The sequence below is a fragment of the Rhodococcus baikonurensis genome (genome assembly GCF_040489275.1).
Classification (GTDB): Bacteria; Actinomycetota; Actinomycetes; order Mycobacteriales; family Mycobacteriaceae; genus Rhodococcus_F; species Rhodococcus_F baikonurensis.
This window is the reverse complement of the sequence record NZ_JBEUOQ010000050.1, coordinates 1-6,535: the sequence shown is the minus strand read 5'-3', so window position 1 is coordinate 6,535 and position 6,535 is coordinate 1. Positions and strand designations below refer to the sequence as shown.

The 6,535-nt window shown below is 62.6% G+C and carries 1 protein-coding gene; it reads right to left on the bottom strand.

All coding sequences use genetic code 11. The features are described 5' to 3' along the window. Positions 1 to 6,535 (bottom strand): amino acid adenylation domain-containing protein (locus ABWI03_RS33895; RefSeq protein ID WP_435054183.1); only part of this gene is annotated, 6,535 nt, incomplete at both ends.

The following is a 6,535-nucleotide window of genomic DNA, read 5'->3' as shown; positions in this document are numbered from 1 at the left end:
CACCAGCAAACCGACCATCCAACACATCCACCAACGTCAAACCCCCCACAGCCACCCCCACACCATCCCAACCACCCACCACCAACCCACGCTCGCCGGCGACAAACACGTCGACCTCGCCGATCGGCGTATCCGCGTTCGCTGCGAAGGCGGCAAGGATCAGCGACATCCGCTGCGCAATGGTGTCGACCGCGGCGCGGTCGAGTGCCGCGGGCTGATACCGCAGGCTCACCTGCAGCGCGGGTTCCGCGACCGTCAGCACGGTGAGTGGGTAATGCGTGGCGTCCCGGGCAGTCACAGCGGTGACGCGCATACCGGCTATATCGGTGTTCCCGTCCATCCCCGAGGTATCGATCGGATACGACTCGAAGACCGACAGTGTGTCGAATAGATTGCCTGTCCCTACGACAGATTGAATCGCGCCGAGTCCGACATGGTGATGATCGAGCAGAGCTGTCTGTTCGCCTTGTAGTCGAGCGAGCAGCTGCGCACAGGTCTCGTCCGGATCCAGTTGCACGCGGACAGGCAATGTGTTGATCAGCAGCCCCATCATGTCTTCCACACCAGGCAATTCAGGTGAACGGCCCGAGACTGTGACGCCGAAGACGACGTCGTCGCGGGAAAGCATTCGAGACAGCAGGACACCCCACGCGGCTTGGATCACCGTGTTCATCGTGATCCCACTCCGCTGGACCAGCGCACCAAGTCCCTCGAGCACCGAATCGGGTAGATCGACGGCGACTTCTTCGGGCACCAGTTGCTCCGCGATCGGCGCCGAAGCCGCCAACAACGTCGGCTCGTCGACGCCTTCCATGGCGTCCGCCCATACCGCGAGCGAGGTCTCGATGTCGCGGTGCACCAACCATTCCAGATAGGTGCGGTATGACGGAGTCTCGGGAAGATCGGCCGGGGCTCTGTCGACCGGGAGACCGTCGGCCGCGTATCGCGTCAGCAGTTCGCGAACCAACAACGGCATCGACCAACCGTCGAGAACGATGTGATGGTTTGTCACCACCAACACGCACCTCGTCGGCGAGGTTCGCAGCAGCGTCAGCCGAAGCAGTGGCGGCGAGGCGAGGTCGAAGGGTGCACTGCGATCCTCGTCGAGGAGGCGCTCCAGATCTGCTTCGGTTGCCGATCCTCGATCACTCAGATCGACCTCGGTCCACGGAATCACTGCATCGTCGACAATCAACTGCACCGGTAGGCCGTTCACGTCGTACACGAACGCGGCGCACAGATTCGGGTGGTTTGCGAGTAGTCCAGCAGCAGCGCCGCGTAAACGCTCGGAATCAACCGCTCCTTCGAGTTCGATGCACAACTGCGCTGTGTAGACGTCCGTCGACGTGGCCGCCAGTGAGGCATGGAACATCAGCCCGGCTTGAAGGGGTGACACCGACCAGACATCGCGCAATCCGGGGAAGTCGTTCTCCCAGCGTTCGATCTGCTGTTGGTCCACCGAGACCAGGGGAATGTCCGACGGCGTCAGACCGCCCGCATCAGGTCGCGACGCGTGCGCGGTGAGTCCGTCGAGTGCACGACGCCACAGTTCCGCGAATTCCGCGATGTCCGACGCGTCGAGCACTCCGCGGGGAAAGGTGAAAGATGCTGTCAGGCAGGGCCCGTCGACATGGTCCTCAACCGCGGCGTTGATGTCGATCACGGACGCCACCGGCATGGAACGATTCTGGGTTCCGCCGAGCTTTCGATTGTCCTCCACCGGCAGCCAGTCCTGTGCTCCGTCAGAGGAGCTGATCCGGCCCAGATAGTTGAAACTGATCTGAGGAGAACGGAATCGACCGAGTGTGTCCCTCTCGCCAGACAGGTACCGCAACATCCCGAATCCGATTCCACGATCGGGGATCGCACGCACGTACTCTTTGACAGCTTTGAGAGCCCGTCCGGCGTCGGCGCCACCTGCCAGTGCGTCGTCGACGTCGATTCCGCCGAGATCCACATGCACCGGGTAGAGCGTGGTGAACCAACCAACGGTGCGAGCGAGGTCTGCGCCAGGAACCGCACCCTCCTCGCGGCCGTGTCCTTCGAGAGTGATCAGGGCGGCAGCGGTATCCATACCTCGGCGTCGTCGCCACCCGATCGAGGCCAACGCGACAGCGGTGAGGAGTCCGTCGTTCACGCCGGTGTGGAATGCCGCAGGAACCGTGGTGAGAAGGTTCCTGGTCACCGAAGGCGAGATGTCCACTGTGACGGTGTCGACCGTGTCATAGACGTCGATCGTGGGATCGAGTGGGCGCGAACCGATCAGTGGGTCATCGCCGTTCAGGATCGTTGTCCACACCTCCCGTTCTGCGCTCCGGTCACCCACGTGCTCGACAAGCCCATGCGCCCATCGCCGGAACGACGTTCCGATCGGTGGTAGTTCAGGCGTGACACCGGCCTGGAGTTGCGCTGTCACCGACGCCAGGTCGGTGACCAGAATGCGCCACGAGACGCCGTCGACAACCAGGTGATGAATCACCAGAAGTAATCGGCCCTGCTGGTTCGACAAGTCAGGTTTGTCGGCCAGGTCGAACCAGATCACGCGCACCATGTCAGCGGCGGCGGGATCCAAGCTGTCGGCAGCGGCCTCGAGTTCTCCCGACGCCAAGGCCCGGAAACCTTCGTCGTCGACCGAATCGACAGCTACTCGGTGGATCAGTCCCTCGGCCGAGATCGAGCCGGGTGGTAGGACTTCCATGACCTGCTCACGCTCGACCAGGCGAGCACGGAGCATGTCGTGCCGATCCAGCATCACTTGAACGCCCCGGACAAGGAGGTCCTGGGTGAGATCAGCGGGAGCGGTCAGCAAGAGCGCCTGGGTGAACCGGTTCAGCTCACCCCCCTCGAGGCCGCCGCTGCTGCGGTCGAGCATCCACTGCGCCACCGGCGTCAGTGGGAGGGTGCCGATACCGGCTCCGGGCAGCTCCGCGAGCGCATCAGGCCCGTCCTGCTCCACGTGCGCCGACTCGGCAAGTTCGGCAACAGATTTGTGGTCGAATACATCTCGCGGCGAGATGATCACACCAGCATCGCGAGCGCGGGCCACCAATTGGATGGACATGATGCTGTCTCCACCGAGTTCGAAGAAGGAATCATGCACTCCCACGGTGTCGAGGCCGAGAACCTGCGCGAACAGAGCGGCAAGAAGATTCTCGGTTTCCGTTCGCGGTGGCCGGTCGGGTGTGGCCGCGGACGAGAAATCGGGTGCGGGAAGCGCTGCGCGGTCCAGTTTTCCGTGAACCGTCAGCGGAAGTGCGTCGAGCACCACCACCGCCGCAGGCACCATGTACGACGGCAGTCGCGTGCCTGCATGCGCGAGGACGTCTCGCGGATCGACACTCACCCCGCGATCGGGAACCACGTAGCCGATCAACCGATCGCTGCCGTCGCCGTTCCAGACGCCCGTCACCGCCTGGGCCACGCGTGGGTGCGTCTGCAATGCCACCTCGACTTCCCCGAGTTCGATGCGGAACCCACGGACCTTCACTTGGGCGTCGGTGCGCCCGAGATACTCCAGCTGCCGGTCGGGCGTCCACCGCACGCGATCGCCCGTGCGATAGATCCGCGTTCCCGGCGCACCGAAGGGATCTGCGACAAACTGCGCGGCGGTCAGCGCGGATCGCCGGTGATAGCCGCGAGCGAGAGCCGGCCCGGCAAGATACAACTCCCCCGCGACACCTACCGGTACCGCTCGCAGACGCGAGTCCAGCACTACCTCGCTGAATCCGCGAGTAGGTGCGCCGATGGTGACCGGGTCGTTAGGAGCCAGTGCCGCACTGATACTCGACACCACAGTTGCCTCGGTAGGACCATAGGCGTTGAACATCTGTCTGCCCGGCGCCCAGCGGGCCACCAATTCCGGCGGGCACGCCTCCCCACCTGTCACGACACAACCGACAGTGGTGAGACCGTCTGGGTCGACGGACGCCAAAGCCGCCGGAGTCACAAAACAGTGGGTGACCCGCTCGCGCTCCAGTAGCGCCGCCAGCTCCGACCCGCCGTAGACAGTCGGTGGCACGATCACCATCGTGGCTCCAGCACCAACGGCCAGCACGAGTTCGAGAACCGACGCGTCGAAACTCGGCGAGGCGAAGTGCAGGGTTCTTGCTTCGGTGGTGGTAGCGAATGTCTCGCGCTCCTGGAGAGCAAAGTCGCTCAACCCGCGGTGTGTGACTGTCACGCCCTTCGGCGTTCCTGTAGATCCGGAGGTATAGATCAGATAGGCCGGATTGTCGATTCGAATCCGTGCCCGCCGATCCGCGTCGGTGACTTTCGATGGGGAGTACGCCCACAGCCGTTCCTCGAAACCGGCATCGTCGAGAACCAGCCACGGCACGAGGTCGGACAATGCTGCGTGGTGAGCTCGAGACGTTATCCCCCACGCTGCACCGGAGTCGCGCAGCATGTACTCGATACGTGCAGCAGGATGTCCTGGGTCCACCGGAAGGAATGCCGCACCGGTCTTGGCAATGGACCACACCGCCAGAACGGACTCGACAGAGCGTGGAAGACACAACGCCACCACCGATTCGGGACCCACTCCCGATTCGATCAGCAGGCGGGCCAATCGGTTCGACTGTGCGTCGAGTTCGAGATATGTCACTTCACGTTCCTCGAACACCAGCGCGACGGCGCCGGGATCCTGGGCGGTCGCCTTATCTGTTGCTGCAGTGAGCACATCCGGAAGGCTCTGAACAGCGGTGGAAATCACACCTCGCACGGGTATCAGTTCGACCGACTCACGGGCGGAGAGAATCTCGATATCTCCGATCCGCGATTGCGGATCCGTGGTGACGCGCTCGAGAATCCGTTGCAGGCGGTCGACGAAGCCCCTTACTGTCTCATTGTCGAAAATATCTGTGGCATAACCGAATTCGGCGCAAATACCGTCCGGTTCACCGGCGTCGTCGACATTCTGGGCCACCGTCAACTGCAGATCGAAGTTGATGGTGTCGATCTCGACACCCATGTCGGTCACCTGCAACTCGGGGAGTTCCAGGGTAGGTCGCTCGATGTCCTGGAACTCCAACATGACTTGAAACAGGGGCGAGTATGCCGTCGAACGTGAAGGATTCACGATCTCGACGACTCGTTCGAACGGCACGTCCGCATGGGTGTAGGCGCTCAGATCTACGTTTCGGACCTGGTCGAGGAACTCCCCGAATGTCGCGCCGCGGTCCACTGCAGTGCGCAAGACCAAGGTGTTGACGAACATACCCACCAGGTCGTCGAGTTCGCGCTCCCCACGTCCGGCGATGGGAGTTCCGACGGTTATGTCGTCCTCATCACTGAGCCTCGCCAGCAGCACTGCCAAGGCTGCGTGCACAACCATGAAGACCGTGGCGTTGTGTGTGCGCGACAGGGCAACCACACCGGCATGAATCTCCGGGCTGAAGTCGAACCGAATCCGTCCGCGTCGGAGCGAACGCACGTCACCGCGCGGTCGATCAGTCGAAATGTCGAGAACCTCCGGTGTGCCCGCAAGATTCTCGGCCCAATAGATGAGCTGTTTCGAGATCGAGGACCGAGAGTCGGATTCGGAGCCCAACCAACCACGTTGCCACAACGCGTAGTCGGCGTACTGGATCGCGAGCGGCGCCCACCGAGGTGCCTCACCGTTCACACGGGAGGAGTATGCGCTCATGAGATCTCGGGCCAGCGGTACCGTCGAGAATCCGTCGGCGGCGATGTGGTGAATCACGATCACCAGGACATGCGAGTGGGCCTGGTCATCTCGCCGCAACAAGGTGGCGCGCATCGGGACCTGTTGCGTGACGTCGAAACCAACCGAAGCGATCTGCCGGCAACGCTCGCGCAGGTCTTCGCCTCCCTGTACAAGTATCGGTGCGAGATCCGATACCACCTGTGAGGTGGACATGATCACTTGACGCGGTCCGTTGTCCGTGAGAGGAAAAACAGTGCGCAAAGACTCGTGCCGCTCGACGACGTCGACAAATGCAGCGCGAAGCGCACTCACATTCAGTGCGCCGTCGAGCCTCAACGCGCACGTGACGTTGTATGCGGCGGATTCGGGGGCGAACTGATTCGCAAACCACATTCGCTCCTGCGCCGGTGAAAGTGGGATATCCGTCGTCGTACCCCGCGGCGTCAACGCTGGCTTCGCTCCTTCTCCGCCGCTGATATCACCTCCATTGTCCCCTCCGCGGCTCTGCGCCAACTCCGCCAGCGCTGCAACGGTCGAAGCATCGAAGACGTCGCGGATGTTGATCCGTTCGCCGAGAACAGAATTCACTCGCGCAACCAACCTGGCCGCACTGAGAGAGTTCCCACCAAGAGCAAAAAAGTCGTCGTACACGCCCACCGTGGACGTTCCCAGCAGATCATCGAAGATTGCGGCAACCGTCTCCTCGACCGGCGTTCGCGGCGCGACATACTGCAGCGATTGAGGTTCGAAGTTGATGTCCGGGAGGGCTTTACGATCCAACTTCCCATGCACCGTCACCGGAAACTCCCCCAACACCACCACCACCGACGGCACCATGAACCCCGGAAGAGACCTCCGCACCCCCTCCAA